At 60.4% G+C, this 23,647-nt stretch carries 26 protein-coding genes; 11 read left to right on the top strand and 15 right to left on the bottom strand.

Annotated features, from left to right (window positions below; translation table 11 throughout):
• Positions 1–113 precede the first annotated feature (113 nt).
• Complete coding sequence (cobT, locus tag CCGE531_RS11245; RefSeq protein WP_120664231.1) at positions 114–1,130, top strand: nicotinate-nucleotide--dimethylbenzimidazole phosphoribosyltransferase; 1,017 nt, start codon at positions 114–116, stop codon at positions 1,128–1,130.
• A 204-nt stretch (positions 1,131–1,334) separates the two neighbouring features.
• Positions 1,335–1,727: a diacylglycerol kinase gene (locus CCGE531_RS11240; RefSeq protein WP_120664230.1), complete on the top strand. Its 393-nt coding sequence runs from the start codon at positions 1,335–1,337 to the stop codon at positions 1,725–1,727.
• Positions 1,728–1,801: 74 nt separating this feature from the next.
• Here CCGE531_RS11240 and CCGE531_RS11235 read toward each other — a convergent pair whose 3' ends face one another.
• Complete coding sequence (locus tag CCGE531_RS11235) at positions 1,802–3,331, bottom strand: HAMP domain-containing sensor histidine kinase (protein WP_120664229.1); 1,530 nt, start codon at positions 3,329–3,331, stop codon at positions 1,802–1,804.
• 123 nt (positions 3,332–3,454) lie between these two features.
• On the opposite strand from CCGE531_RS11235, the gene CCGE531_RS11230 reads away from it, so the two are divergent.
• From CCGE531_RS11230 to CCGE531_RS11220, 3 genes are all read left to right on the top strand, one after another.
• Positions 3,455–4,030 carry a thermonuclease family protein gene (locus CCGE531_RS11230; RefSeq protein ID WP_120664228.1) on the top strand — a complete coding sequence of 192 codons (576 nt, stop codon included), beginning with the start codon at positions 3,455–3,457 and terminating at the stop codon, positions 4,028–4,030.
• Complete coding sequence (locus tag CCGE531_RS11225; RefSeq protein WP_162943889.1) at positions 4,027–4,659, top strand: uracil-DNA glycosylase family protein; 633 nt, start codon at positions 4,027–4,029, stop codon at positions 4,657–4,659. The genes CCGE531_RS11230 and CCGE531_RS11225 overlap by 4 nt, the downstream gene beginning before the upstream one ends.
• A 67-nt stretch (positions 4,660–4,726) precedes the next feature.
• A complete protein-coding gene (locus CCGE531_RS11220; protein ID WP_120664226.1) occupies positions 4,727–5,215 on the top strand; it encodes an Lrp/AsnC family transcriptional regulator in 489 nt (162 codons plus the stop codon).
• 92 nt (positions 5,216–5,307) lie between these two features.
• Here the strand turns inward: CCGE531_RS11220 and CCGE531_RS11215 are convergent, their stop codons facing one another.
• The 3 genes from CCGE531_RS11215 to CCGE531_RS11205 form a co-directional block, all read right to left on the bottom strand.
• A complete protein-coding gene (locus CCGE531_RS11215; RefSeq protein ID WP_120664225.1) occupies positions 5,308–5,853 on the bottom strand; it encodes a YbhB/YbcL family Raf kinase inhibitor-like protein in 546 nt (181 codons plus the stop codon).
• Positions 5,854–5,904: 51 nt separating this feature from the next.
• Positions 5,905–6,795: an AraC family transcriptional regulator gene (locus CCGE531_RS11210; protein ID WP_162943888.1), complete on the bottom strand. Its 891-nt coding sequence runs from the start codon at positions 6,793–6,795 to the stop codon at positions 5,905–5,907.
• 276 nt (positions 6,796–7,071) lie between these two features.
• Positions 7,072–7,944, bottom strand: coding sequence for an NAD(P)-dependent oxidoreductase (locus CCGE531_RS11205; protein WP_120664223.1), 873 nt, complete (start codon positions 7,942–7,944; stop codon positions 7,072–7,074).
• A 264-nt stretch (positions 7,945–8,208) separates the two neighbouring features.
• Here CCGE531_RS11205 and CCGE531_RS11200 point away from each other — a divergent pair, with 264 nt between their 5' ends.
• From CCGE531_RS11200 to CCGE531_RS11185, 4 genes are all read left to right on the top strand, one after another.
• Positions 8,209–9,177, top strand: a complete 969-nt coding sequence (locus tag CCGE531_RS11200; protein ID WP_120664222.1) for an aliphatic sulfonate ABC transporter substrate-binding protein — start codon at positions 8,209–8,211, stop codon at positions 9,175–9,177.
• 195 nt (positions 9,178–9,372) lie between these two features.
• Positions 9,373–10,548 (top strand): FMNH2-dependent alkanesulfonate monooxygenase, encoded by a 1,176-nt coding sequence (ssuD, locus tag CCGE531_RS11195; RefSeq protein ID WP_120664221.1) that lies wholly within the window; start codon positions 9,373–9,375, stop codon positions 10,546–10,548.
• 24 nt (positions 10,549–10,572) lie between these two features.
• A complete protein-coding gene (gene ssuC / locus CCGE531_RS11190; RefSeq protein WP_120664220.1) occupies positions 10,573–11,409 on the top strand; it encodes an aliphatic sulfonate ABC transporter permease SsuC in 837 nt (278 codons plus the stop codon).
• Between the two features lie 10 nt (positions 11,410–11,419).
• Positions 11,420–12,220: an ATP-binding cassette domain-containing protein gene (locus CCGE531_RS11185; protein ID WP_120664219.1), complete on the top strand. Its 801-nt coding sequence runs from the start codon at positions 11,420–11,422 to the stop codon at positions 12,218–12,220.
• On the opposite strand, the gene CCGE531_RS11180 is transcribed toward CCGE531_RS11185, so the two are convergent.
• The 4 genes from CCGE531_RS11180 to CCGE531_RS11165 all read right to left on the bottom strand — a co-directional run bounded on the left by CCGE531_RS11180 (position 12,217) and on the right by CCGE531_RS11165 (position 14,665).
• Positions 12,217–12,693 (bottom strand): SRPBCC family protein, encoded by a 477-nt coding sequence (locus tag CCGE531_RS11180; RefSeq protein WP_120664218.1) that lies wholly within the window; start codon positions 12,691–12,693, stop codon positions 12,217–12,219. The two genes, CCGE531_RS11185 and CCGE531_RS11180, sit on opposite strands and share 4 nt — an antisense overlap.
• The gene (locus CCGE531_RS11175; protein WP_120664217.1) at positions 12,690–13,034 is read right to left on the bottom strand and encodes a metalloregulator ArsR/SmtB family transcription factor; all 345 of its coding nucleotides are present in this window, start codon (positions 13,032–13,034) and stop codon (positions 12,690–12,692) included. The genes CCGE531_RS11180 and CCGE531_RS11175 overlap by 4 nt, the downstream gene beginning before the upstream one ends.
• Positions 13,027–13,719, bottom strand: a complete 693-nt coding sequence (locus CCGE531_RS11170; RefSeq protein WP_120664216.1) for a glutathione S-transferase family protein — start codon at positions 13,717–13,719, stop codon at positions 13,027–13,029. The genes CCGE531_RS11175 and CCGE531_RS11170 overlap by 8 nt, the downstream gene beginning before the upstream one ends.
• Before the next feature lie 121 nt (positions 13,720–13,840).
• Positions 13,841–14,665: a methyltransferase domain-containing protein gene (locus CCGE531_RS11165; protein ID WP_120664215.1), complete on the bottom strand. Its 825-nt coding sequence runs from the start codon at positions 14,663–14,665 to the stop codon at positions 13,841–13,843.
• A 144-nt stretch (positions 14,666–14,809) separates the two neighbouring features.
• On the opposite strand from CCGE531_RS11165, the gene CCGE531_RS11160 reads away from it, so the two are divergent.
• Positions 14,810–15,535: a DUF2270 domain-containing protein gene (locus tag CCGE531_RS11160; protein ID WP_120664214.1), complete on the top strand. Its 726-nt coding sequence runs from the start codon at positions 14,810–14,812 to the stop codon at positions 15,533–15,535.
• Between the two features lie 47 nt (positions 15,536–15,582).
• On the opposite strand, the gene CCGE531_RS11155 is transcribed toward CCGE531_RS11160, so the two are convergent.
• From CCGE531_RS11155 to CCGE531_RS11140, 4 genes are all read right to left on the bottom strand, one after another.
• The gene (locus tag CCGE531_RS11155) at positions 15,583–15,849 is read right to left on the bottom strand and encodes an aspartate-semialdehyde dehydrogenase (protein ID WP_120664213.1); all 267 of its coding nucleotides are present in this window, start codon (positions 15,847–15,849) and stop codon (positions 15,583–15,585) included.
• 183 nt (positions 15,850–16,032) lie between these two features.
• Positions 16,033–16,863, bottom strand: coding sequence for an ABC transporter permease (locus CCGE531_RS11150; protein WP_120664212.1), 831 nt, complete (start codon positions 16,861–16,863; stop codon positions 16,033–16,035).
• Complete coding sequence (locus CCGE531_RS11145; RefSeq protein WP_120664211.1) at positions 16,860–17,663, bottom strand: ABC transporter permease; 804 nt, start codon at positions 17,661–17,663, stop codon at positions 16,860–16,862. The genes CCGE531_RS11150 and CCGE531_RS11145 overlap by 4 nt, the downstream gene beginning before the upstream one ends.
• A gap of 119 nt (positions 17,664–17,782) precedes the next feature.
• Positions 17,783–18,565, bottom strand: coding sequence for a lysine/arginine/ornithine ABC transporter substrate-binding protein (locus CCGE531_RS11140; protein WP_120664210.1), 783 nt, complete (start codon positions 18,563–18,565; stop codon positions 17,783–17,785).
• A gap of 368 nt (positions 18,566–18,933) precedes the next feature.
• Here CCGE531_RS11140 and CCGE531_RS11135 point away from each other — a divergent pair, with 368 nt between their 5' ends.
• Positions 18,934–21,429, top strand: coding sequence for an OmpA family protein (locus tag CCGE531_RS11135; RefSeq protein ID WP_120664209.1), 2,496 nt, complete (start codon positions 18,934–18,936; stop codon positions 21,427–21,429).
• A gap of 49 nt (positions 21,430–21,478) precedes the next feature.
• Here CCGE531_RS11135 and mobB read toward each other — a convergent pair whose 3' ends face one another.
• Genes mobB through CCGE531_RS11120 form a run of 3 tightly spaced genes read right to left on the bottom strand, consistent with a single transcriptional unit; the run spans position 21,479 to position 23,578 of the window.
• Positions 21,479–22,009 (bottom strand): molybdopterin-guanine dinucleotide biosynthesis protein B, encoded by a 531-nt coding sequence (gene mobB / locus CCGE531_RS11130; protein ID WP_120664208.1) that lies wholly within the window; start codon positions 22,007–22,009, stop codon positions 21,479–21,481.
• Complete coding sequence (gene mobA / locus CCGE531_RS11125) at positions 22,006–22,656, bottom strand: molybdenum cofactor guanylyltransferase MobA (RefSeq protein ID WP_120664207.1); 651 nt, start codon at positions 22,654–22,656, stop codon at positions 22,006–22,008. Before mobA ends, mobB begins: the two co-directional genes overlap by 4 nt.
• Positions 22,657–22,666: 10 nt before the next feature.
• A complete protein-coding gene (locus CCGE531_RS11120; RefSeq protein WP_120664206.1) occupies positions 22,667–23,578 on the bottom strand; it encodes a DMT family transporter in 912 nt (303 codons plus the stop codon).
• Positions 23,579–23,647 lie beyond the last annotated feature (69 nt).

The raw sequence follows: 23,647 nt of genomic DNA, 5'->3' as shown, positions 1-23,647 counted from the left end.
GCCATACGCGCGACGGCATCGGGCGCTTTTGGAGTTGTTCACGCCGATTCCGAAGACTAATAGAGTCGCACGCAAAGAACCCGATTTGAGACGAAAAGACAAGGAACGCATTCATGAGCGTCAGCGGCCTCCCATTCGACGATTTCCGCGCATTGCTGCGCGACCTTCCGGGGCCGGATGCCCGGGCACTCGTGGCAGCGCGCGAGCGTGATGCGCAACTCACCAAGCCGCCGGGCGCGCTTGGTCGGCTTGAGGAAATCGCCTTCTGGCTGGCTGCCTGGACCGGCCGTCCCCCGGCCGTGAGCCGGCCCCTGGTTGCGATCTTTGCCGGCAATCATGGTGTCACCAAACAGGGAATTACGCCGTTCCCGTCTTCGGTGACCCAGCAGATGGTGGAAAATTTCGCTGCCGGCGGAGCAGCGATCAACCAGATCTGCGTCGCCTATGACCTCGGTCTCAAGGTCTTCGATCTGGCGCTCGATTTTCCGACTGCTGATATCACCGAAGAGCCGGCGTTGAGCGAGCGTGATTGCGCCGCGACCATGGCCTTCGGCATGGAGGCGATTGCCGGCGGCACGGATCTGCTTTGCATCGGCGAGATGGGCATCGGCAACACCACGATCGCGGCGGCTATCCATTATGCGCTTTATGGCGGCAAGGCGGAGGACTGGGTCGGCCCGGGCACCGGCTCCGAAGGCGAGATGCTGAGGCGCAAGATCGCCGCCGTCGAGAAGGCGGTGGCGCTCCATCGCGACCATCTCTCCGATCCGCTGGAGATCCTGCGTCGCCTCGGCGGCCGCGAGATCGCCGCCATGGCCGGTGCCATCCTTGCAGCGCGCATGGAGCGCATCCCCGTCATCATCGATGGCTATGTCGCGACGGCTGCCGCCTCCATTCTCAAGGCGGCCAATCCTTCCGCGCTCGATCACTGCCTGATCGGTCACGTTTCGGCCGAGCCGGGGCATCTGCGCTCCATCGAGAAGCTCGGCAAGACGCCGCTCCTGGCGCTCGGCATGCGGCTTGGCGAAGGCACGGGGGCGGCATTGGCCGCCGGTATCGTCAAGGCTGCGGCTGCCTGCCATTCGGGCATGGCGACGTTCGAGAGCGCCGGCGTTACAAACAAGCATTGAAAATCGGGCAAGCATTGAAAATCGGGGCGGCGAGATGTTGAAATAAGCGTTTCGCCGCTAGATTTCCTGTAGACGATCGGTTTTTCGTCATAAATCTGTAATGAATTCTCGGCGGTCAGGACGGCGTTGCCTTGCTTCCCTCACGATGAGGCGGTATTCGCAACGCATTCAGATTGCAACCGGGACATTACGGGCGGAGCGCGAATGGCTGAGTTCTCAAAGCAAGCGGTCACCAAGGAAACGGGGGTTCGGCATTTTTTAGCCGCCGCCGGCTATTCCTGGGGCGGGTTTCAGCGGCTTCTGCAGGAATCAGCCTTCCGGCAGGAACTCCTCTTCGCCGCCATGGCGCTGATTCTTTTGATTGCGGTCGGCGCGACCATCGGCGAAATTGTCATCGGCATGGTGCTCTTTCTCGGCGTTTTCGCGATCGAAGCCATGAACACGGCGGTTGAAGAGGTCATCGACCGGATATCGCCGGAGATTTCCAATGTCGGCAAGCATGCGAAGGATCTCGGTTCGTTTGCCGTTCTCTGCATGCTGGTCGCTTCCGGTATCTACCTGCTTTATGTCATCGGCAGCCATCTGCTTTTCCGCTAAAGCGGTTCAGCTTTTCACGGAATTTCTGAATCGCTCCAAGTGCCGGAAACCAAGGTTTCTCAATCTCTATTGTCTCAGGCGAAGCTCTTCTTGCGCCGCTCGACGAGAGGAGCGTCTTCGATTGCCGGCAGGCTTTGCAGCACGCGCTTGGCCGGCAATATGGCGATGACTTCGGTGCCTTCCCGCAGCTTGGATTTCAGCACGAACTGACCGTCATGCTTGGCGAGAATGGCTTGCACGATAGGCAGGCCGAGGCCGGTGCCTTGCTCGGCGCTCTTGATGGCGATCGAGCCCTGCCCGAAAGCGGAAAGCACGACCGGTATCTCTTCTTCGGGAATCCCCGGTCCGTTGTCCTTGATCGCCACATATTCCCCACCGCCTGCCGTCCAGCCGACCTTGACGGTAACCTCGCCGCCTTGCGGCGTGAATTTCACCGCATTCGACAGGAGATTGAGGATCACCTGGCGCAACGACTTCTCATCGGCCCAGACCGAGGGCAGCTGCGCTTCGAATTGCGAGGAGATCGAAATGTTCTTGCCGCGGGCACGCAGCTGCACCATGCCGATGCAATCCTCGGCAATATCGAGGAGGGAAATTGCTTCCTCGTTCAATTCGTATTTGCCGGCCTCGATGCGCGAGAGGTCGAGGATTTCGTTGATGAGATTGAGTAGATGCTGTCCCGATCGATGGATATCGGTGGTGTATTCGCGATAGGTGGGATTGTTCAATGGCCCCATGACTTCCGCCGACATGACTTCGGAAAAGCCGAGGATGGCATTCAGGGGCGTTCTGAGCTCGTGCGACATGGAGGCGAGGAAGCGCGATTTGGCGAGATTGGCTTCCTCGGCGCGCCGGCGTGCCTCGTCCGACATGGATTTTGCGACTTCCAGCTCGACGATCAGGTCGTCCTTCTCCGACTGGAAGGAGAGAATCTTGAGGTTGGACTGATACATGCGGGTGGTGATGAAGGTGAAGAATACGACGGCGACGGAGATGGCGGCGGTCAGCGCAATGTCCGATGGCTTTCGCGTGAGAATGGCGGCCACGACCAACGCGACGGTGACCGGCGCAAAGGAGAAGGGTACGGCGCGCGGCAGCATGAAACTGGACATCGCCGTGATACCGATCGCCACGAGCAGGGTCGTGCCCTTGTAGAGCGCGAAACTGTCGCCGCCGCAGGTCGAACAGCCCTGCATGGCGAAGATTGCCCAGCAAAGGCCCATCAGCAATTGCCCGAGCAGCAGGATCTGCCGCCATTTCCTGGCGCTTTCGGCTGATATTTCCTGCTTCCGTGCCTGCCGGCCCAGCAGCATGTTGATGGCGTGCGCCGTCAGGATCGGCACAGTCCAGAAGAAGATCTGCGCGTCCCGCGTCAGGTAGACGCCGAGCACGGCGACGATGATGACAAAGATCGGAACGACCGCAGCGCCCTGCAGCAGCGTATCGATGTGCATGAGCATCATTTCGCGGTCGAAATTGCGGCTATGGCCGTTCTGCAAGCGCTCGCGCGTCTGCCGCACGGCCTTCGACACAGCCCGGTTGCGGTGACTGCGCGATCGGTCGACGATGTTTTTATCTGTCGATGTGCTGACGCCGGTGCTCATGGTTACATTGAAACTTGGCTTGCCTGAGACTACAGGCTAGCGTCCAAACCTTAAGAAGATGCTGCGCTGAAATGATTTGTTTGCCATCTTCGCCAAGGATTTATTCTTAAAGGAGGCAACAACGTGATGCGGTCAGGCCGCCTGTTTCGTGACGGCGTGGCCACTTTCGCTCTGCTCGCCATTGTTGCGTTGCTCGCGTTGAAAATGAACAGTAGACCGGAATTCATTCAAACTGGTAGCTTTTATGTCATCGACGGCGACACGCTTTCCGCCGGTGGCGAACGCCTGAGGCTGAAAGGCATCGATGCTCCCGAATATCGGCAACGCTGTCGGCGCGCCGGCGTCGATTGGGCATGCGGCGAAGAGGCGCGCAAGGCGCTTGCCACACTTATTAAGACCGGGATGCCCGAATGCCGTGGGCGGGAGAGGGATCGCTACGGCCGCATGCTGGTGACCTGCATGATCGGCACTCTCGATATCAACGCCGCGATGGTCAGCAGCGGCATGGCCGTTTCGTATGGCGGCTACGCCGGCGAGGAACGAGCGGCACGACAGGCGAAAGCGGGACTTTGGGCCGGTGATTTCGAAAGGCCGCGCGACTATCGGCATGAGGAGCAATTGGCCCGCGCCAATGGAGGCGATCCGTTAGCGGGATTGTTCGGGTATCTGCGGCAACTCGTCGGATGGACTGTGCCTTGAAGCGAGATTGCGAATTACAGCTCCTGCATTCGGCGATCGCCGCCTGTCGTCTTTGTCGGGATGCGCCGGCAAAAGGCGAGGCGGATCGCCTGCCGCACGAGCCGCGGCCGGTCGCCACGCTGTCGTCGACCGCGCGGATACTCATTGCAGGGCAGGCACCGGGATTGCGCGTCCACGAGAGCGGCTTGCCGTTCAACGATGCCTCCGGCGACCGGTTGCGGCAGTGGCTCGCGGTGGATCGCGAATGCTTCTACGATCCGGATCACTTCGCGATAATGGGCATGGGTTTTTGCTTTCCGGGTTATGATGCGGCCGGGAGCGATCTGCCGCCGCGCAAGGAATGCGCGCCTTTGTGGCGTCAAAGGGCCATGGACGCGATGCCGCAGATCGAATTGATCCTGACGATCGGCCAATATGCGCAGGCGTGGCATCTTGGCGCGGCGCGCATGGGTTCGATGACGGAGACGGTTGCCGAATGGCGGCGATATCTTCTGACCAACCACTTGCCGGCCGTGCTGCCGTTACCGCATCCGAGCTGGCGCAACAGCGGATGGCTGAAACGTCATCCCTGGTTCGAGGCCGAACTGCTTCCAGCATTACAACAACGTGTGAAAAGCCTCCTTCCTTGAGAAAAAGTTTCTTTTCTGTCGCTTAAAATAGGCTATAGAGAGAATATAATTCGAAGGGATGCTTAAAATGGACCGCCTAGACCGCAAGATCCTGCGCCTTCTGCAGGAAGATTCCACTCTGGCCGTGGCCGACCTCGCCAAGAAGGTCGGCCTGTCGACGACGCCGTGCTGGCGTCGTATCCAGAAGATGGAAGAGGATGGCGTCATTCGCCGCCGCGTGGCGCTGCTCGATCCCGAAAAGGTCAACACGAAGGTCACGGTTTTCGTGTCCATCCGCACCAACAGCCACTCCATCGAATGGCTGAAGCGTTTTTCCGAGGTGATCGCCGATTTTCCGGAAGTGGTGGAATTCTATCGGATGAGTGGTGATGTCGACTACCTGCTGCGGGTCGTCGTTCCCGATATCGCCGCCTATGACGCCTTTTACAAGCGCATGATCGCCAAGATCGAAATTCGCGACGTCTCCTCGGTCTTTGCGATGGAGCGGATCAAGTATTCGACGGAGCTGCCGTTGGATTACATGATGCTGGAGAATGCGAGGTCCAACGAAGACTGAGTGCAGCCGATATCTATGAGCAACGCCCGCCGCGATCAGGAACAGGTGCCTGAACTTCGCCGCAGGGGCGTTGCTTCTTTGTCAGCGCGGCATCATTGGCCGTAGGTTGTGGTGATAGAAGCCGAGGCGAGGGCGTTTGCCTGCGTCATGTAGCCGACGAGCGCCCCACTGGCGTTGCCGTCGAGGCCGAGCCTGTCGACTTTCAAGGCTGTTATGGTCAGCCTGTAGCGATGCGCGGGGCCCGGAGGCGGGCAGGCGCCGCCGAAGGCCGAGCTGCCGAAATCGGTTCTTCCCTGGATTGCTCCGGAGGGCAGGCCTTTTCCTCCAGCCGATCCCGCGCCTGACGGCAGCGAGGTGGCGGATGCGGGGATATCGAACACGGTCCAATGCCACCAGCCGGAGCCTGTGGGCGCATCCGGATCATAGAGCGTTACCACGAAGCTCTTGGTTCCCACCGGCGCATCTTTCCAGCTCAGCGCGGGAGAGACGTTTCCACCCTTGCAGCCGAATATATTGGCCACCTGTTCGATCTTGAGCGTACCGCCATCCTTCATCTCGGGGCTGGCGAGCTCAAAGGCCGAGGCTTGGGCTGACGACAACAACGTGGCAGTCAGGGCCGCGGCGATAGAATATTTCATGACAATCTCCGTTAGAGCGACGCTGTCCGTAGCGTCGATGGCGGGAGATTGTCATTCCGCGGGCACGAGTGCTGCGCTGTTTCGATCAGTCTTTGCGCCGTTTCGATCAACTTCACGCTGATGGCCGCGGATTTCGCTCGGCGCGAAATCAAAACGCGCCCGGAAGCGCGCGGTGAAGCGGGAGGCCGAGTCATAGCCGACATCGAGAGCGATTTGCGTTACGGACTTTTCGGTCGTCTGCAGCAGGGTGAGCGCCGTTGTCATCCGGATATCGGCCAGAAGCTCGGAAAAACTCGTTCCTGCCGCCGCCAGCTTGCGCCGTAGACTGGCCTCGCTCATGCCGATCGTCTTCGCCAGCTCCGGAGCGCGCCAGGAATAGGCCGGATCGGAATTGATGATCCGGCGCAGACGTTCGATCGGACCGGGGTTGGCGATCGGCGCAAATCGGTGGCCGAGCGCGCCGAGCCACAACAGGATTTCGTTGACGCGGGATGCGGCGATGCTGTCCGGCAGGAGAGGGCCGCTTCGGATCGCCTCGATCGCCTTGCCATATGCTTCTTCGAAAGCCGGCGGCATGCCGTTGAGAACCTTGATTTCCTGCACTGGTTTGGCTTCGGCGACGGCAAGATTGGCGATCAGGTCTGGCGCGAACTGCAGGGCGAGTGCCTGATAACCTCCGGCGCCGTCGGGCTCGTTGATGATATCCGAGGTGGCGCCTTCGGGGATCAGTACGAGATCGCCGGCGCAAGCCTTCATGTCGACGCCCTGATCGAGAATGATCTTTTGGCCCTTTTGAACGAACACCACGCCCGGAGCCGGCGAGGCAAGGCGCTTGCAGAGCAGGCGCGCGCTTTGGATGATACACGCCGCCGTTCCGGCTCCATCGCGTCGGACGATATCGCGCTGTTGAAAGGCGGAGAAATTATCCGAAATTTGTAACACCAGGCCTCCGCAACTCCTTATCGACTGCATCTGTCAGCAGGCAGCAAACACTGCCTAGCGTAGCGAAGGTCGTCAACTTGCGAAACTACCTTCGCTCATCGCTTGCGGGAAGCATGCGCCACCAGGTCCCTTGGATCAATTGGCGGCGCCTCTCATAGAGCCGACCAGAGCGGTTCAGTTTTTCACGGAATCTCTGAACCGCCCCATCTTTTTGTTTTCTCGCAATTCCGGACGGAAAACCGCTGCGCACTTTTCCTGGAATTGCTCGACGCCGGATTATTTCCGATCCAGGCGCGCGAGCAGCGAGGACGTATCCCAGCGATTGCCACCCATAGCCTGTACATCGCCATAGAATTGGTCGACGAGGGCCGTGAGCGGCAGCTTGGCCTGATTGCGGCGAGCTTCCTCCAGCACGATGCCGAGATCCTTGCGCATCCAGTCGACGGCGAAGCCGAAATCGTATTTGCCGACATTCATGGTCTTGTGGCGGTTCTCCATCTGCCAGGAGCCGGCGGCGCCTTTGGAAATGACCTCCACCACCTTCTCGATATCGAGCCCGGCCTGCTTGCCGAAATGGATGCCCTCGGCCAGGCCTTGAACGATGCCCGCAATGCAGATCTGGTTGATCATCTTGGTCAGCTGGCCCGCGCCGACCGGCCCCATGAGGCCGACCATGCGGGCATAGGCGTCGATGACGGGGCGAGCCTTCTCGAAGACGGCCTCGTCACCGCCGCACATGACTGTCAAAACACCATTCTCGGCGCCGGCCTGTCCGCCCGAGACAGGCGCATCGATGAAGTCGACGCCCTTTTCCTTGGCAGCCTTGTAAAGCTCGCGGGCGACTTCGGCGCTGGCAGTCGTATTGTCGACGAGAACGGAACCCGCCTTCATGGCGGAGATGACGCCGTTTTCGCCCGTGGTCACCGCGCGCAGGTCGTCGTCATTGCCGACGCAGGTGAAGACGAAGTCGGCGCCCTCAGCCGCTTGCGCCGGGGTAGGGGCAAACTTGCCGTCAAATTGTTTGGCCCATGCCTCGGCCTTGGCAATGGTCCGGTTGTAGACGGTGACGTCATGCCCGCCCTTGACCTTCAGATGCCCGGCCATGGGATAGCCCATGACGCCCATGCCGATGAACGAGACCTTTGCCATTTCATAACTCCCTGACCGAATTTGTTCCGAAGGCTTAGCGGAAAGGCCAGGGGGACGGAAGACTGATTTGTCGGGCAACTTGTCACCGTGGCATGAAGTTTGAAATTCAATTTCTTGTTTTCTATCTATTTGGAATTCTATTTCGATTTTGGTGCGAAACTTCATAATATCCTTTGTCGATATAATCTATGGATTTGCGATCCTTAAGCATCGACAACGAGCCGATGCGGCGGAAGCGCCAAGGCCTCACGAAAGGGATCTTCGATGATTTCGCGCAGACAGACACTCGGCCTCCTCGGCGCCACGGCCGCCGCCTTCGCGTTGCCTTCTCTCCGCCCGGCGCGGGCAGCTGCGGCGAAAACGCTTCGCATCGGCTGGCAGAAGAACGGCGTATTGGCGCTAGCGAAACGCAAGGGCGCGCTGGAGAAACGGCTGTCTGACCGTGGGATAGCGGTCGAATGGTCGGAGTTCACCTCTGGTCCGCCGCTGCTCGAGGCACTCGGCGCGGGTGCCCTTGATTTCGGCGCGACGGGCGACGTACCGCCGCTCTTTGCGCAGGCCGCAAATGGCAATCTGCTTTATGTCGGTCTTTATACCGGCAGTCCCGAAAGCTCCGCCATTCTCGTGCGCAAGGATTCGCCGATCCAGACACTTGCCGATCTCAAGGGAAAGAAGGTCGCCTTCAAGCGCGGCTCCAGCGCGCACAATGTCACCGTCAAGGCGTTACGCAAGGGTGGTTTGACGATCAACGATATCCAGGGGCTCGATCTGACGCCGCCGGATGCATCCGCCGCCTTCAAGACGGGTGCCATCGATGCCTGGTCTATCTGGGATCCCTATCTCGCTATCGCCGAGGCGGATCCGGATACGCGCATCCTGACGACGGCGCGCGGCATCGTCGATTCCTTCAGCTATTTCCTGGCGAATGGCGATTTCACCAAGGACAATTCACAGGTCATCGTCGACGTCATCGCTGAACTGGCCAAGGTGGGGGCGGCAGCGCAATCGAATTTGGACGATACGATTGCCGCGTTGTCCGAAATCACCGGCGTTCCAACAAGTGTGACTCGGATCACACTGACGCGTCCGGGTGCTAATCTTGGCGGCGTCTCGACCATCACCGATGCCGCGATCGCCTATCAGCAGGGGTTGGCCGACGAATTCCATAATCTCGGCATCGTTCCAAAGAAGCTGACCGTTACCGATATCGTCTGGCGACCGAAAGCGAGCTGAGGCTGCAATCGCCCGCGGATACGGCCTGCGCCCCGAAACACTACGGGTGCGGGCTCTACCGGCAAAAATATTTCGCCAGACACCGGCGATTAGAAAATCCATATTGTCGATATAATCGATAGTGTATGTCAATATCCGGATCGAGCATCAGGAAACGGCTCCCGACAGCGCGCACCCAGAAGGCAGGAAAATCTCATGACCGCGACCGCAAAACCCATCGATTTCCTCTGGTTCATTCCGACCTCCGGCGACGGCACCTATCTCGGCACGGCCGATCTCAATCGCGGGCCGGAGATCGGATATCTCCAGCAGATCGCGCAGGCTGTCGACCGGCTCGGTTTCACCGGCGTGTTGCTTCCGACGGGCGTCTCCTGCGAAGAGTCTTTCGTAACGGCCGCGGCGCTTTCGGCGCATACGCAGAAGCTGAAATTCCTGGTCGCGATCCGCCCGGGTACGGCGTCTCCGGCCTATTATGCGCGCCTTGCCTCGACGCTCGATCGCGTCTCGAACGGCCGCGTGCTGCTCAACATCGTCGTTGGCGGCAGCCCCGCCGAGCTGGCCGGCGACGGCATTCATCTGGAGCATGACGAACGCTACGCCCATGCGGATGAATTCTTCCATGTCTGGGAGGAACTGCTGGAAACCGGCTCTTCCACCTTCAAGGGCAAGTATATTACCGCCACCAATGCAAAGCTCGGCCTGCCTCCGGTACAATCGCCGCGCCCGCCGCTCTATTTCGGCGGCTCCTCGGACGCCGGCATTGAATTTTCCGTCGGCCGCGTCGACAAATATCTGACCTGGGGCGAGCCGCCGGCGCTGGTGGCCGAAAAGATCGAAAAGGTGCGGGCAGCAGCCGCCAAGCGCGGCCGCGAGGTCAGCTTCGGCATTCGCCTGCATTTCATCGTCCGCGAGACGGATGAGGAGGCCTGGGCCGCGGCCGATAAGCTTATTTCCAAGCTCGACGACGAGACGATCCGCGAGGCGCAGGAGCAATTCGTCACGCAGTCCGACTCCGTCGGGCAGAAGCGCATGGCGGCGCTTCATGGCGGCCGGCGCGACAAGCTCGAGGTGTCGCCGAACCTCTGGGCCGGCGTCGGGCTGGTGCGCGCCGGTGCCGGCACGGCGCTTGTGGGGTCGCCGACGACCGTGGCTGCGAGACTGCGGGAATATCAGGAGCTCGGTATCGAAACGGTGATCGGCTCCGGCTATCCGCATCTGGAAGAGGCCTATCGCGTGGCGGAGCTTCTGTTCCCGGAGCTCGGCCTTGGCCAGGAGCAGCAGCGCGCCGGTTTCCGCAACGAATTCGGTGCGAAGCAGATCTTCGCGGGCGGCAGCCACGGCGGAAATCTGAAGGTTGTTTCCGGCTCGTAACGTCACCTTTGAAGGGAGATCCCCATGTCGGCTTTCGACACATCCTTCGTACGCGTGGGCTCTGAACGCCGCACGCGCCCGGCCAAGGTCGCGCGGCAAACCATCTCGTTTCAGAGATTTCTGCCTTTCCTGCTGCCGGTCGCCGTCATCGCGGCATGGCAGCTCGCCTCGTCGTTTGGATGGATCTCCACCCGCATCATGCCGTCGCCAGCGGAAGTCGTCGTCGCCTTCTGGCAGACTACGATTTCCGGCCAGCTGCCGAACAACATCCTCGTCAGCGCCGGCCGCGCTTTCGCCGGCCTATTGGTCGGCGGCTCGATCGGCTTCCTGCTCGGCATCGCCAATGGCGTGTCGCGGCTCTCGGAGCAATTGACCGATACGACGCTGCAGATGCTGCGCACCATTCCGCACCTCGCCATGGTGCCTCTCGTCATCCTCTGGTTCGGGATCGGCGAGGAATCGAAGCTGTTCCTGACGGCGCTCGGCGTGCTCTTCCCGATCTATCTCAACACCTATCACGGCGTGCGCAATGTCGATCGTGGATTGATCGAAATGGGGAGGGTCTACGGGATGAGCAACTGGACGCTGTTCCGGAAGGTCATCTTTCCCGGCGCGCTTCCATCCATTCTCGTCGGGCTGCGCTTTGCCCTCGGTATCATGTGGCTGACGCTGATCGTCGCCGAATCGATCGCGGCGTCGTCGGGCATCGGCTACATGGCCAACAATGCCCGCGAGTTCGGCATGACCGATGTTGTCGTCCTGACGCTGGTGATTTACGCCATTCTCGGCAAGCTTGCCGATGTCATCGCGCGGACGATCGAGCGCAGAGCCCTGCGCTGGAATCCGGCCTATCGGAATTGAGGAGCCTGCCATGAGCATTATTGAACTCGATCGCCCTCAATCCAGCACGGCAAATACGGCTCCGCAAGTTGCGGGCGCTGCCGCCATCCATATCAAGGGTCTGGAGAAGAGCTTCGGAAACAACCGCGTCCTGCGCGGTATCGATCTCGATATTCCCGCCGGCCAGTTTGTCGCCGTCATCGGCAAGAGCGGCTGCGGCAAGAGTACGCTGCTGCGCATCCTGATGGGGTTGGAAGAGCCGAGCGCCGGTCATCTGCGCTTCGAGGCCGCCGGTCGCGACGAAGCGCAAGCCAATACGCGCATCGTCTTTCAGGAACCGCGCCTGTTGCCCTGGCTTTCGGTTGCCGGCAATGTCGCCATTGGTCTGGGTGAGGGCGTGCCGCAGGATGTGTTGCGGAAGGCGACCGCTGCGGTTCTCTCCGAGGTGCAGCTTGCCGAAAAGGCCGGAGAATGGCCTTCCAGCCTTTCCGGAGGACAGAAGCAGCGCGTGGCGCTTGCGCGCGCCCTCGTCAGCAAGCCCGGTATCCTCGCGCTCGATGAGCCGCTCGGTGCGCTGGATGCCCTGACGCGCATCAGCATGCAGGAATTGCTGAACCGCGTCTGGCGTGAGCTTGGCTTCACGGCTGTGCTGGTGACGCATGACGTCAGCGAAGCCGTGCACCTGGCCGATCGCGTCGTCGTCCTGGACGAAGGCAGGATCGTGCTTGATCTCGCCGTTCCCCATCCGCATCCGCGCCGCCACGGCAATCCGGCGCTGGCCGAGCTCGAAGGCCAGCTTTTGGCGGCGATCCTTGGCGACGCACGGAGCTAGTTCGGCCTGGCGTCGTCTGCCTCGACATAGAGCCTAAGATTGTCGAAGCCGATTTCCGTGCCCATCAGCCGCGAGCCGTTGTCGTTGTAATCGTCGAGGAACACGACCTGTTCGATGAAGGTCATCTTCGTGCCGCCGGGCTCTGGGGCAAAATTGACCGTCGCGAGCGATACCGAAATTCTGAGGTCGTCGAGCATCATGTCGAAGGCATAGATGAAGCGCTCGTTGGGGACGACGTCGATGTAGCGCGCCTGATAGGCATGCACGACGCCCTCCGTCGAGGCGGTCCGATTGCTTTCGCTGCCGCCGGTGCGGAAATCGAGCTGGAAATCCAGCTGCGTCCAGTCGCCGCTGCAGGCAAACCACTGCTGCTTTTGCTCGGGGATTGCCCAGGCGTTGAAGACACGCGACAGCGGCGCCTTGAAGTGGCGCTCTATGGTGATGGTCGTATGCTCTGTCGATCGTTCGCTCATTCGTCCGTCGTCTCCGTCGATGTGTCTGCCAGAAATATGTCGAGCCGGTCGAAGGCCTCGTTCCAGGATGCCTTGCGCTCGGCAATCCATCGCTCGACGGAGGCAAGCGCCTCCTTGCGAAGATGATAGGTGCGCACCCGACCGGCCTTTTCCGATAGCACCAGGCCGCTTGCTTCCAGCACCTGCAGATGTTTCATCACGGTCGGCAGCGCCATGTCCAGAGGCTGCGCCAGTTCCGTGACAGATGCAGATCCGTGTCCGAGCCGGTCGATCATGCCGCGCCGGCTCGGATCGGAAAGGGCCTGGAACATGCGGTCGAGTGCCTGCGGTTCCTCAAGCATTCGGCTTTTCCGGCCGGAATTGTGCCGGCAGTTTCTCGCTATAGGGATAAAAATGGAAGTAGGGCATGGCTTCCTTCAGGACGCGGGCGAAGGACGGTCGCTCGAGGAGACGTCGATAATATGCCTTCAGCCGGCTATGCTCTTCGGCGAAGGGAACGACGGTTTCGGCGTAGAACAAGGCCGGGGCGGCGGCGCAATCGGCCATGGTCAGGCTGTCGCCGGTGATCCAGATCTTCCCATCCAGCTGCTTCTCGATCATTCCATAGGCGGTGCGCAGCAGGGCCTGGGCTTCGGACACACCCTGCGGGCTCCTGTCCTTCTCTGCCCGGCGCACGTCCGCAACGATCCTCTGCATCGGGTCCTGAACATATTGATCGAAGAAGCGATCCCAAAGGCGCACGCACAGGGCATCCGACGGATTCGCCGGCAATAGTGGCGTTGCCCCGGGATAGTGCCGATCCAGATATTCGATGATGATGCTGGTTTCGGGAACGGTGCTGTCGAGCGCTTCGTCGCGCAGCACCGGAAACTTGGCGAGAGGCCAGAGGCGTACCAGAGAGGCGCGCGATCCCTCATTGCCGAGATCGATGATCCGGCTTTCGAACGGCGTCCCGTTTTCATAGAGCGCCATCAGCACCTTATGGCAGAACGAGGCGAGGGGATGCTGGTAGAGGATAAGGGACATGCGACGACCTTTCCGAGATCAAGGTTCGAGCTGATACTTAACTGAATGGCTAAGTATCAGCTCTCGGATTGTCGCGCAAGAATATACTTATCCGTTTGGATAAGTATTTTCGCTTGCAGCCTCAGTCAGCGAGGCGACGGGCGATGATCAGATGGCCCGGCGTCGGCTCGCCGTCTTCCGTTCGGACATTGATGTCGGTGATTTCGACGAGTTCGAAGCCGGTCGCGGTCAGTCGTTCGCGCACATAGGTTTCGGAATGGGCGAAACGCTGATGCGGGCCGACCATATAAGAGCGTCCGGCCAAGGTCGCTTCCGGCAAGGTCTCGGAGGAGAAGATGAAAAGGCCGCCCGGCGTCATATTTTCCGCCGCGCCGAAGAAAAGGGGTTCCAGCGCACCGAGATAGGGCAACACGTCCGTCGCGGTGATCAAGTTGAAGGCGTCTTCATCGTTGTCGTCGAGGAAATCCTCGACCTCGGCGACGAAGAGTGTTTCGTAGATATCCTTTTCATGAGCGACCTCGACCATGTTCTGCGAGATGTCGATGCCGGTAATATCCTCGGCGATATCGCGCAGGGTGCCGCCCGTCAGTCCGGTGCCGCAACCAAGGTCGAGCATGCGCTTGAAGGGGCCGAGGCCGAGCGCCTGCAGGCGCTGGCGAACGAGGACCGGAACATGGTAGCCGAGCTGCTCCACGAGCACGTCTTCGAAAACCTCGGCGTGCTGGTCGAACAGGGTCTCGACATAAGCGTCCGGCGCCTTCACCGGCGTTTCGCCGCGCCCCATCGAAGCAATGCGCACGGCCGCGCCGCCATGATCTTCCGGGTCGAGGGCCAGAACTTGCTCATAGGCCTGAACCGCAGCGTCGATATCGCCCGCCTTCTCCAGCGCCAATGCCCGGTTATAGGCTTCCGCCAGCGCGTCTTCGTCGATCTTCTTCTTTGCCATGGTTACAGGCCCTTCCTTTTGTCACGCAGGCATTAAGGCGCTTGATCGGCTTTTGCAATGCTTGCCGCGCAGGCGCAGAATATGACTTTCGGCGACGGCGAATTGGGGGAGCCATCCAAACAGAAAAATAAGGGAGGAAGAACAATGGACAATGAACTCACCACACCGAACCCGACGAGCAGTCCGGCGGAGCGCGGTCGTCCCTCCTTGCCGTCGACGTCCGCTGAAGTCACCAATACACTGACCCATTACTATCGAGGCGAATTGGCCAGGATGACGAGCTGGCGCGACCGTATCGACAGGACGTCGAATTGGGCGATCACGGTGGTTGCGGCCTTGCTTTCCGTATCGCTTTCGACGCCGGCGTCGCATCACGGCGTATTGCTGTTCGGGATGATGCTGATCACGCTACTGTTGATGATCGAAGCGCGGCGATATCGCTTCTTCGATGTCTACCGTTCTCGGGTGCGGCAATTGGAGCGGCACTACTTCGCGCAGATCCTGGCACCGCAAACGGAACTCAATCCCGACTGGGCGCTGTCGGTCGCCACCAGTCTGCGTTCGCCACGGCTGCTCCTCAGCTATATCGAGGCGACGCAGCGCCGGTTGCGGCGCAACTATTGCTGGATGTATGCGATCCTGCTCTTGGCATGGATACTGAAGATTTCGACGCCAAGGCTCCAGACGGACGCGCTGGCGCAGGAACAGGCGCATTCATGGAGCTACATCATCGACAATGCGGCGCTCGGACCGATCCCCGGCTGGATGGTCCTCATCCTCGTCGCAGCCTTCTATGCCTTCGTCCTCTACGGCACGCTCCATCGGGGGTCGGATGACGGAGATTTCATCCATGGCGAGGCGCATGTCTGACGGCGGCACCGCCGGTCGTGAGGAGTGGCCGACGTGATCTGGCCGGCTTAGTGGAGGATGAATTCCCCCTTAACAGCCCGCCATTCGGTCGCCGAAATCAGCTTGCGATGGACATAGCGCACGGAGTGCAACGGTCCATCCAGCTTCTCCTGCCAGAATTTCAGGAAGCCGTGCATTTCCGGGAAGTTCGGGGCAAGGTCATAGTCCTGCCAGATATAGGTCTGGAGAAACTGCGGGTGATCGGGCAGGCGGTAGAAGATCTGCGCCGTCGTCAACCCATAACCCTGCAACTGCTTTTGCATGTCTTCGTGCATGAGCTTCTCTTTCTGTTCCCGTTTTTTCGTGACTCATGGTCACAGAGATATGGAAACAGCTCACGGTAAACTCAAGCTTTACAAAACTGTCATGAAAGAAAATTATTGCTATAAATCAGTTGTTTAGCAGCGACATCATCTGAGTGCTGCCAAAGCGACGCCCAGCGCGCCGCCTTTTCGGAATCAGCGCTTGAGGTGCCGGGTCAGCCGGCCTTCCATCCGCGCCCAGCCGTTTCGCATGAGCTCGACGATCACCAGATATAAGATCGCCGCCCAGAGATAGATCTGATAGTCATAGGTCCGTGAAAAGGCGTAGCGCGTCTCGCCCATGAGATCATAGACCGTGATGATCGACACCGTCGCCGAGCTCTTGATCAACAGGATGATCTCGTTGCCGTAGGGGCGCAGGGCCACGATGAGCGCCTGAGGGATAATGATCTTGCGCAAGGTGATCCACGTATGGATACCGAGAGAGCTGGCGGCCTCGCTTTGACCTCTCGGCACGCTCTGGATGGCACCGCGGACGATTTCAGCCTGATAGGCAGCCGTGTTCAGCGTCATGGCGAAGACGCCGCAATAGAACGGGTCTTTGAAGAACCACCACACGCCGATATCTTCGAAGAACCAGCGGAAGCTCGGGAAGCCGTAGTAAACCATGAATATCTGCGCCAACAGCGGCGTGCCGCGGAAAAGATAGACATAGCAGTAAGTCAGGGTACTCAGGATCTTGTTGCTCGACATGCGGGCATAGGCCAGCGGGATCGACAGGATCGCACCAAGGACAAAGGACAGCGCCACTAGCTTGACGGTGATCCAGAGGCCGTTGCGAAGTCGTGGCCCATAGGTCTGAAGCTTCTCGACATCCCAACCGGTCACGATCATCGCCAGCAACGCTATGCCGAGAATGGACCACAGGATCAGGAAGAAATAGCCGGCAAAACGGGACTTGGAGAGTTTCCTGGCTGTCTTGGGCGGCGCCGGTTGCGCTGCAATCAGGATTTCGGCATGGCTCATCGACGAACCTCCGCACGTTTGGCCCATCGATCGAGATAGAAGAGGCCGATCGAAGAGATAACGGCCAGTGTCAGATAGAAGAGGCAGGCGATAGAATAGAAGGTGAAGGGCGCCTTGGTGGCGCGTACGGCGATCCCCGTCTGCCTGATGATGTCGGCAAGCCCGATGATCGACACGTAGGATGTGTCCTTCAACAGGTTCATCCAGAGATTTCCAAGGTTCGGCAGGGAAATGCGGACGAGCTGCGGCACGATGATCAGCCGCATGGTGCGCACGCGATGGAAGCCAAGTGCATCACCCGCTTCGTATTGGCCTTTCGGGATCGCTTTGAACGCCGACAGAAGCACTTCCGAGCAATAGGCGGAGAAGACGATCGCCAACGCGACCATGCCCGCGGCGAAGGCATTGATTTCGACAGGCCCGTTATAGCCGAATTTCGCCAGCAGCGATTGCAGCAGGATCTGCATGCCATAGTAGATGATGAATAGCGTGAGCAGCTCGGGCAAGCCGCGGAAAATCGTTGTGAAGACGCCCGCGGCAAGACGCAGAGACTTTTCTTCCGATTGCTGCGCAAGCGCGACGAAGAACCCGATGACGATGCCGAGCGGCAGCGTCAGAACCGAGACGGCAATGGTGATCTTCAAGCCACCGGCAAGCTCATCGCCCCATCCCGCGTCGCCACAGGCGAGCATCGTATTTTGGCCGAACAGAGTGAATAGTCCGGCCGGACCACACAACGGGTCAAAAATCGTACTCAACCAGGTCCACAAGGAACCGAGGGCGGAAAACAATCCGCTCATGCTGTATTTCCCCTAGCGGCTTTTGCCGCGTTTCTGCTTATATTCATCTCGTTGTCAAACAAAAACGGCGGAAGAGCAAGCTTCCGCCGTCGTCTTTTCCCAGGGGAATCGACGGGCGATCAGCCGCCGTAAACGTCGAAATCGAAATACTTGTCCTGGATCTTCTTGTAGGTGCCGTCAGCGCGGATCGCCTCAATGGCCGCATTGAGCTTGTCCTTGAGGGCTGCATCGCCCTTGCGGACAGCGATGCCTGCACCGGCGCCGTTGATGACCGGGTCGTTTTTCAGCGTGCCGAGCATCTTGCAGCAGTTGCCCGCGTCCGACTTTACCCATTCCGACAGCACGACGACATCGTCGATGGCGGCGTCGATACGGCCATTGCCGAGGTCGAGCTTGTATTCGTCAGCCGACGGATAGAGCTTCAGCTCCGCATCCTTCAGGTGGGCGGAGGCATAGTTGGCGTGCGTCGTGGAGGACTGCGCGCCGATCGACTTGCCCTTCAGGGCTTCGTTGGTGGCTTCCTTGATGGTGGAATCCTTCGGAACGGCGATCGCCGGCGGCGTGTTGTAAATCTTGTTGGTGAAGTCGACGATCTTCTGGCGTTCCGGCGTGATCGACATGGACGAGATGATAGCGTCGAACTTCTTGGCCTGCAGGGCCGGAATGATGCCGTCGAAATCCTGGTTCACGAAAGTGCACTTGACCTTCATGTGATCGCAAAGCGCATTGGTTATATCGATGTCGAAGCCGACGAACTTGCCACCGGCGTCGAGCGATTCGAAAGGCGGGTAGGTCGCGTCGGTGCCGAACACGATCGAGTCGCCGTCGGCAACCGCGGCGCCGGCGAAGAGCGACATCGCGGCGAAGGATGCAGCGGCAAAAAGGCGGGTGGAGATGCGCATATTGGTCCTCTCTGGTGGTGGCCGGCAGCTTTTATTGTTGATTGGCGGACGGCTCGAGTGGAGCAGGCCCATGGCCTGCCTTGCGTCGATATTCGTACTTTTTTTTCGAAAAATGCAACTGGAATTACGAAGGCAATCGCCATTGCGTAACCCTTCCGCAACGCAGACGCGCCTCAGGGAAATCTGAACGGGAGCTATCCGGCGCATTCAGCCAAGGTTAATTACGGCCACCTAATAGTTCGGGAACATATAGCGGCCTGCCGCGATTCAGCCTCATCAGAACCGAAAATCGGCCGAGATCTTGAGGCATCGGCATGCGCGCTGAGATTCGTAATTCGGCGGACAAAGATCATAAGAGGAGACCCCATATGGGAAAGCGATCCAGACTATTTGCCAGCGCCGCGTTTCCGCTGCTTTCGCTATCGCTCGCATTCGAGCCGGCGGCAGCAGCTGCGCTTCGTGAACAGCCCATCGCGCCGCTAAACAACGGTATTGCCGAAGCGGTCGCGCCTGCCGGCGCTGCGGGTTACGAGGTGGCGCAGCAAGAAGCACCGGCCGCTCAACCCGACGAAGAGCAGCTCAAGCACAAGAAGCCCGCCCAAGGTGGAGAGGGCGAGCCGCAGGGCCAGAAGCATCACGGCGAGCCCGCACAGGAAGGCGGCGCGCAGCAGCAGCATCAGATGAAGCAGGCCGAGCCCGAAGCCGCTCCGCAGCAGAAGCCACAGAAGCAGCAGCAGGAAGCCCAGCCGCCGAAGGCGGAGCATCAGCAGCCCGCGGAGCAGGAGCAGCCGAAGCCTCAGCGCCAGCCGGCCGCGGAAGCCCAGCCGGAGCCGAAGAAGCACCGCCAGCAGCCGGCGGAGGAGCCTCAGGCTCAGCCCGAAGCCAAGCCGCAACCCAAGGCCGCCGCTCCCGAGGCGGAGCCCGGAGCTCCGCAGCCGAAGCAGAAAGCCAAACAGCCCGAGGCAAAGCAGCCCGCCGAGGCTCCGCAGCCGAAGGTGGAGCAGCAGCCCGCCGAGGAAGTGCAGCCGAAGGCCAAACCTACCCCGAAGGAGCAGCCCGTGCCGGCCCAGAAGGAGGCTCCCGCCGCCCAGCAGCCGCAGAACCAGGAAGCCCAGCCTGGAAAGCAGGCGCAACCGGAGCAAAACGCTCATCCCAAGCAGCAGGGCCAAGCCGGAAACCCGGCGAAGCAGCCGGCCGAACAGCAGCCGGCGCCTGCGGGCGAACCCTCACAGGGTCACAAAGCTCAGCCGGGAACAGAGGCGCAGCCCGGGACACAGGCCCAGCCCGAAGCTCAACCTGGAACGCCGGTAACGCCAGGCGCCCAGCAGGGGCAGAAGCAGGGCGGCGACAAGACTCACGGCAAGCAGCCGCAAAACCAGCAGCAGGGCGAGCAGCCCGGCGTCAATCCGCAGCAGCCGGCCCAGAAGGGCGAGCCGCAGGGACAGCCGGCACAGACCGGCAATCAAGCGGCGCCGCAGCCCGGCAAGCAGCAGCCGACGAACGGCGCCGAGGCGCCGGCCCAGGGCAATGCAGCGCCCGCACCCGCCAATGGCAACGGCCAGCAGGCCGGCGAAATCAAGCTGCCACCGGCCGAGCAGGTCTCGCCGCAGGAGCTGGAACGCCGCAAGAAGATCGCGGAAAACCCGGCTTCCGCCAATGGCCCCGTCATCCTGCCCGTTGAAAACGGCAGTGCGGTTCTGGACAGCCAGAAGGATGCGGTTCGTCGGGGCGAGCATCTGAACAACGGTCAGAATCCCGCCGCGCCGGGCACCCAGGGCGGCGGTGGACAGGCCGGCCAGGGCCAGCAGAAGGGGCAGGCGCAGAATGCTCCGGCCCAGCAGCCGCCACCGACTTACACCAAGCCGCCGACCTCCGACGCCGAGGCGCAGCGCGCGGCGGCAGGCGGTCAGCCGCAGCCGCCGGTCAAGATGGAGGCCGTGACCAGCGAACAGGGCCGCCGGATCGATCGCCGACCGGATTTTGCCCCGCCGCAGGGAACGACGGTCCAGACCATCATCAATCAGGATAATCGCACGGTCGTGAATGTCGACAACACCTATGTCGTTCGTCATGACGATACCGAGCGCTTCATCCGCGGCGGCGAGCGGCCGGTCTACGAACAGCTGCAGCGGGACCGCTATCGCGAGACGATCGATCAGCCCGACGGCGATCGCGTCGTGACGATCCGCAACCGCTATGGCGATATTGTCCAGCGCTCGCGTATCGATGCCAGCGGCCGCGAATATGTGCTGTTCTACTCGCCGGAACTGGAAGATCGTCCCGACAATGACGATTATTTCCGCGACCCGGGCGACGATCTGCCGCCGATGCGCCTGCTCATTCCGTTGAGCAAGTACATCATCGACACGGCATCGAACCGTGATGAGGACTATTACGACTTCCTGCGCGAACCGCCGGTCGAGCCGGTCGAGCGCATCTATTCGGTCAATGAAGTCCGTTATTCGGCCCGCATCCGCGACAAGATCCGCCGTATCGACCTCGATACGATCACCTTCGAAACGGGCAGCGCCGATATTCCGATGACCCAGGCCAGCACGCTGCGCGGCGTGGCCGACGGCATGTCGAAAATCGTCAAGCGCGATCCGACCGAGACCTTCCTGATCGAAGGCCATACGGATGCCGTGGGCACGGCGGAGAGCAACCTGATCCTCTCTGACCGTCGCGCGGAATCGGTCGCCAACGTGCTTACTGACGTCTACGGCATTCCGGCCGCGAACCTGGTCACCCAGGGCTATGGCGAGCAATATCTCAAGGTGAATACGCTTGGACCGGCGCAGGAAAACCGCCGCGTCACCATCCGCCGCATCACGCCGCTGGTGCGCCCGGTTGCCTCCAATCGGTAAGCCTTAGCCTACATATCTATTAAGGGGCCGCCGGGAAACCGGCGGCCCTTTATTTTGCCGGTTTGCCGAGGCCGACTATGGCGGCGATGAAATCCGCGATCGCAAGCGTGTCGTCGAGATCGAAAACAGAGAGCGAGCCAGCGTCTTCCACCGAATGGTCGGCGGCGATGGCGACGATATGGGGATCCTGCGGGGCAAGCGGCTCGCGCTGGACGGCTTCAAGACGGCGGGCTTCGATCTTCGGGATAGGCTCTCGCTTGTAGCCCTCGATCAATACGAGATCGCAAGGGGCAAGGCGGGCCAGTATTTCTTCGAAGCTCGGCTCCGGGGCGCCGCGCAATTCATGCATGATGGCATAGCGGGTGCCGGAAACGATGGTGACTTCGTGTGCGCCTGCCTCACGATGCCGGAAGCTGTCGGCGCCGACCTTGTCGATATCGAAATCATGATGCGCGTGCTTGATTGTCGAAATCCGATAGCCTCGTCGGGTGAATTCCGTCACCAGCCGCACGGCAAGGCCGGTCTTGCCGGAGTTCTTCCAGCCGGCAATGCCGAAAATCTTCGGTCGGGATTTGGTCATGATGCGCTTTCCAATGCCGCAAGCCATGTCTCAGCCTCAAGCAGCTCCGCGGGCGTATTGATGTTGAAGAAAGGGTCGAGCGGACCGATCCGCGTTTCGACGACAGGAAATTCTACTCGCCGGACCCTTTGCCGCGCGAGAAAATCCCTGACGCGCCGTTTCTCGTCCGAAACGATCCATGTTTCCAGATCTGCAGCAGCAGAAACCGGCCAGAGGCCGAAAACCGGATGGTCTTGTCCGAGAGATGCGGCAATTATAATCTCATCGGGACATTCGACGGCATGGGCGAACCGCGCGATGAGGTCGAGCGGGAAGAAGGGGCTGTCTATCGGGATCGTGGCGACGTGCGAGGCCTGCGGATAGTTGCGTGCCGTATCCTGCATGGCGGCAAGCACGCCTGCGAGAGGGCCAAGTTTGCCTAAGATTTCGTCCGGAACCAGCCGCATCCCCATGGTATCAGGCCAATCAGCGTCCGCATTCAAGGCGATTGGCTTGCTTTGCCGCCGTGCGATTCGCGAGGAGATGCGGGCAATCAAGCTTTCGCCACCGAGCAGAGCAAAGGCTTTGTTTGCACCCATGCGGCTCGATCGGCCTCCGGCAAGAAGGACGACTGGAATATCCTCTGCACTCGCGATGAAACTGGGCATGACCGAGACCTCAGGCCGGGACGCGCGGTTCTGATTCCTGCGCGACGGGATCGACACCGCGTCGTTTGCTTTCCCGATAGAAAGTATAGATGCCGGAAGCGATGACAACTGCCGCGCCGAAGATGGACCAGCTGTCCGGCACCTCGTCGAAGATAATCAAACCGAGCAAGACAGACCAGATGAGGCTCAGATAGCGGAACGGTGCGACGAAGGAGATTTCACCGGTGCGCATCGCCAGGATCACCGCTTGATAACCGATCAGCACAAGAACGGAGGCCAACAGGATCTGCATCAGCGACGTCGTGCTCACCGGCTGCCATCCCCCGAAAGGAACGATGCACAAGGCGCCGAAGATGGATATGGAAATTGCGGTGCAGAGGGTGATCATCAGCGACGGCACCTCCTTGTCGATGCAGCGCGTCGCCAGATCGCGGGCGGCGGTCGCAAACATGCAGGCGATGACGAGCAACGCAGCCGTGGTGAAACCCTGCGGACCAGGCCGGATGATAATCAGCACGCCCATGAAGCCGACGCCTATCGCCGTCCAGCGCCTCCATCCCACGGGCTCCTTGAGAAAGATCATCGCACCGAGCGTGACCGCCAGCGGTACGGCCTGCTGGATGGCGGCGGCGTTGGCGATGGGCATCATCCCGAGAGCGGTGATGTAGGTTGCGGCGGCGATTGCCTCACAGGCGATGCGCAACGCGATCATCGGCTGCAATATGACCTTCCAGGAGCGCAGGGCGCCCATCCTGCGGGCCAGCAGATAGACCAAAAAGCTGGTGAAGAGGCCGCGGATGAAGATGATCTCGCCGGCATTCATCGTGGCGATAACCGTTTTGGACAGCGCATCGCCGCAGCAGAAAGCAGCCATGGATGCCGCCATGAAGAGCGCGCCCTGCGTATTCTTGGTCAGTCGCATGAGAAAGATGAGTCCCCGATATCTATCTCTGGATTAGCGCCGTTTTCCGCAAATTGGAATCGATTGTCC

The sequence above is a fragment of the Rhizobium sp. CCGE531 genome, from assembly GCF_003627795.1.
Taxonomy (GTDB): Bacteria; Pseudomonadota; Alphaproteobacteria; order Rhizobiales; family Rhizobiaceae; genus Rhizobium.
The sequence above is the reverse complement of the archived record's forward strand: the minus strand, read 5'-3'. Positions and strand labels throughout refer to the sequence as shown.

Excerpts from the sequence above, each read along its gene's own strand:
- cobT (WP_120664231.1), top strand. The coding sequence starts at position 114 with ATGAGCGTCAGCGGCCTCCCATTCGACGATTTCCGCGCATTGCTGCGC.
- CCGE531_RS11240 (WP_120664230.1), top strand. The coding sequence starts at position 1,335 with ATGGCTGAGTTCTCAAAGCAAGCGGTCACCAAGGAAACGGGGGTTCGG.
- CCGE531_RS11235 (WP_120664229.1), bottom strand. The coding sequence starts at position 3,331 with ATGAGCACCGGCGTCAGCACATCGACAGATAAAAACATCGTCGACCGA.
- CCGE531_RS11220 (WP_120664226.1), top strand. The coding sequence starts at position 4,727 with ATGGACCGCCTAGACCGCAAGATCCTGCGCCTTCTGCAGGAAGATTCC.
- CCGE531_RS11215 (WP_120664225.1), bottom strand. The coding sequence starts at position 5,853 with ATGAAATATTCTATCGCCGCGGCCCTGACTGCCACGTTGTTGTCGTCA.
- CCGE531_RS11205 (WP_120664223.1), bottom strand. The coding sequence starts at position 7,944 with ATGGCAAAGGTCTCGTTCATCGGCATGGGCGTCATGGGCTATCCCATG.
- CCGE531_RS11200 (WP_120664222.1), top strand. The coding sequence starts at position 8,209 with ATGATTTCGCGCAGACAGACACTCGGCCTCCTCGGCGCCACGGCCGCC.
- ssuD (WP_120664221.1), top strand. The coding sequence starts at position 9,373 with ATGACCGCGACCGCAAAACCCATCGATTTCCTCTGGTTCATTCCGACC.
- ssuC (WP_120664220.1), top strand. The coding sequence starts at position 10,573 with ATGTCGGCTTTCGACACATCCTTCGTACGCGTGGGCTCTGAACGCCGC.
- CCGE531_RS11185 (WP_120664219.1), top strand. The coding sequence starts at position 11,420 with ATGAGCATTATTGAACTCGATCGCCCTCAATCCAGCACGGCAAATACG.
- CCGE531_RS11180 (WP_120664218.1), bottom strand. The coding sequence starts at position 12,693 with ATGAGCGAACGATCGACAGAGCATACGACCATCACCATAGAGCGCCAC.
- CCGE531_RS11175 (WP_120664217.1), bottom strand. The coding sequence starts at position 13,034 with ATGCTTGAGGAACCGCAGGCACTCGACCGCATGTTCCAGGCCCTTTCC.
- CCGE531_RS11170 (WP_120664216.1), bottom strand. The coding sequence starts at position 13,719 with ATGTCCCTTATCCTCTACCAGCATCCCCTCGCCTCGTTCTGCCATAAG.
- CCGE531_RS11165 (WP_120664215.1), bottom strand. The coding sequence starts at position 14,665 with ATGGCAAAGAAGAAGATCGACGAAGACGCGCTGGCGGAAGCCTATAAC.
- CCGE531_RS11160 (WP_120664214.1), top strand. The coding sequence starts at position 14,810 with ATGGACAATGAACTCACCACACCGAACCCGACGAGCAGTCCGGCGGAG.
- CCGE531_RS11155 (WP_120664213.1), bottom strand. The coding sequence starts at position 15,849 with ATGCACGAAGACATGCAAAAGCAGTTGCAGGGTTATGGGTTGACGACG.
- CCGE531_RS11150 (WP_120664212.1), bottom strand. The coding sequence starts at position 16,863 with ATGAGCCATGCCGAAATCCTGATTGCAGCGCAACCGGCGCCGCCCAAG.
- CCGE531_RS11145 (WP_120664211.1), bottom strand. The coding sequence starts at position 17,663 with ATGAGCGGATTGTTTTCCGCCCTCGGTTCCTTGTGGACCTGGTTGAGT.
- CCGE531_RS11140 (WP_120664210.1), bottom strand. The coding sequence starts at position 18,565 with ATGCGCATCTCCACCCGCCTTTTTGCCGCTGCATCCTTCGCCGCGATG.
- CCGE531_RS11135 (WP_120664209.1), top strand. The coding sequence starts at position 18,934 with ATGGGAAAGCGATCCAGACTATTTGCCAGCGCCGCGTTTCCGCTGCTT.
- mobB (WP_120664208.1), bottom strand. The coding sequence starts at position 22,009 with ATGACCAAATCCCGACCGAAGATTTTCGGCATTGCCGGCTGGAAGAAC.
- mobA (WP_120664207.1), bottom strand. The coding sequence starts at position 22,656 with ATGCCCAGTTTCATCGCGAGTGCAGAGGATATTCCAGTCGTCCTTCTT.
- CCGE531_RS11120 (WP_120664206.1), bottom strand. The coding sequence starts at position 23,578 with ATGCGACTGACCAAGAATACGCAGGGCGCGCTCTTCATGGCGGCATCC.